This window comes from Pseudoalteromonas sp. TB64 (assembly GCF_000498095.1).
In the GTDB taxonomy this organism is placed as follows: domain Bacteria; phylum Pseudomonadota; class Gammaproteobacteria; order Enterobacterales; family Alteromonadaceae; genus Pseudoalteromonas.
The window spans coordinates 1-1,399 of record NZ_AUTQ01000020.1 but is presented as its reverse complement, the minus strand read 5'-3'; the positions used below and the strand labels follow the sequence as shown (position 1 = coordinate 1,399).

Sequence of the window (1,399 nt, the reverse complement as noted above, 5' to 3'; positions counted from 1 at the left end):
CAGGTACATACACCGCTTGAATAGAAGTAATAGCACCATTTTGTGTATTGGCAATTCGCTCTTCTAACCCAGCAAGCTCTGTGCCCATAGTAGGCTGATAACCAAGCCTTGAAGGCATTTGCCCCATTAAGCCCGATACCTCAGAGCCTGCCTGAATAAAACGAAATATATTGTCGATTAGCAACAGCACATCTCGCTGCTCATCATCACGAAAATACTCAGCCATAGTTAAAGCTGCATGCCCCACCCTAAAACGACTCCCTGGTGGCTCGTTCATTTGCCCAAAAATCATCGCCATGTTTGGCAAAACGCCCGCGTCTTTCATTTCGCGATAAAGCTCTTCGCCTTCACGGCAACGCTCACCTATGCCACAAAATAGGCTAACACCTTTGTGCTTGCCCACCATATTGTGAATCATTTCAGTCAATAACACTGTTTTGCCAACACCTGCACCGCCAAACAATCCCGCTTTGCCACCACGTTCTAACGGCACCAGCAGATCAATTACTTTTATACCGGTTTCAAAAATCTCTGATTGAGTTGACCGTTCGGTTAATGGCACTGGCTTATTATGTACAGAGCGCCACTGAACATCTTTAAGCTCACCACCGCCATCAAGCGTGTTACCAAACACATCAAACATTCTCGATAAGGTTCCTTTACCAACAGGGGTAAGTAACGGTCCACCACTGTCAACAACTTCCATGCCACGCGCAAGTCCTTGTGTAGGCGTGAGCGCAATTGCTCTTACATGATGCTCATTGCGCTGCTCTAGCACTTCAAAAATACACTGTTTATTTTCGCCAGCACTAAGCATTGAATTAATCGCAGGTAGCTTTGTGTCAAAACGCACGTCAATTACGCTGCCGCGTATAGCGGTAATTGTACCGAGATTTTCAAATTTACTAATCGTGGATTGAGCTACAAAATTCATTGATGCGCCTGCCACTGCCAATTACGAATTTCAGGGAGATCTTGCCCATGCTTATTAATATATTTTTTATGCTCAACAAGCTTTTCTTCAAGCTGTTTTTTTAGTGCGTCTCTTTTTGTACCCAAGTTTGGCAGGCGTTCCAGTGTGTCTAACACTAAATGAAAACGATCAATCTCGTTTAATACCGTCATATCAAAAGCAGTTGTAATAGTGCCTTCTTCTTTATACCCGCGAACATGAATATTATGATGATTATTACGCTTGTACGTAAGCCTATGAATAAGCGTTGGGTAGCCATGAAATGCAAAAATAACCGGCTTATTAATAGTAAACAGAGTGTCAAAATCCTCTGCGATTAACCCGTGAGGATGTTCGGTATTAGGCTGTAAACGCATCAAATCAACCACGTTAACAACCCGGATTCTAAGATTACTAAAATGCTCGCGTAAAATCATAACGGCTGCC

At 43.3% G+C, this 1,399-nt stretch carries 2 pseudogenes; both read right to left on the bottom strand.

What is annotated here, in order from left to right:
• Positions 1 to 934: pseudogene (locus tag L647_RS0100725) on the bottom strand (F0F1 ATP synthase subunit beta); the annotation flags it as partial.
• A pseudogene (locus L647_RS0100720) lies at positions 931 to 1,399 on the bottom strand (phosphoketolase); the annotation flags it as partial. The pseudogenes L647_RS0100725 and L647_RS0100720, both read right to left, overlap by 4 nt.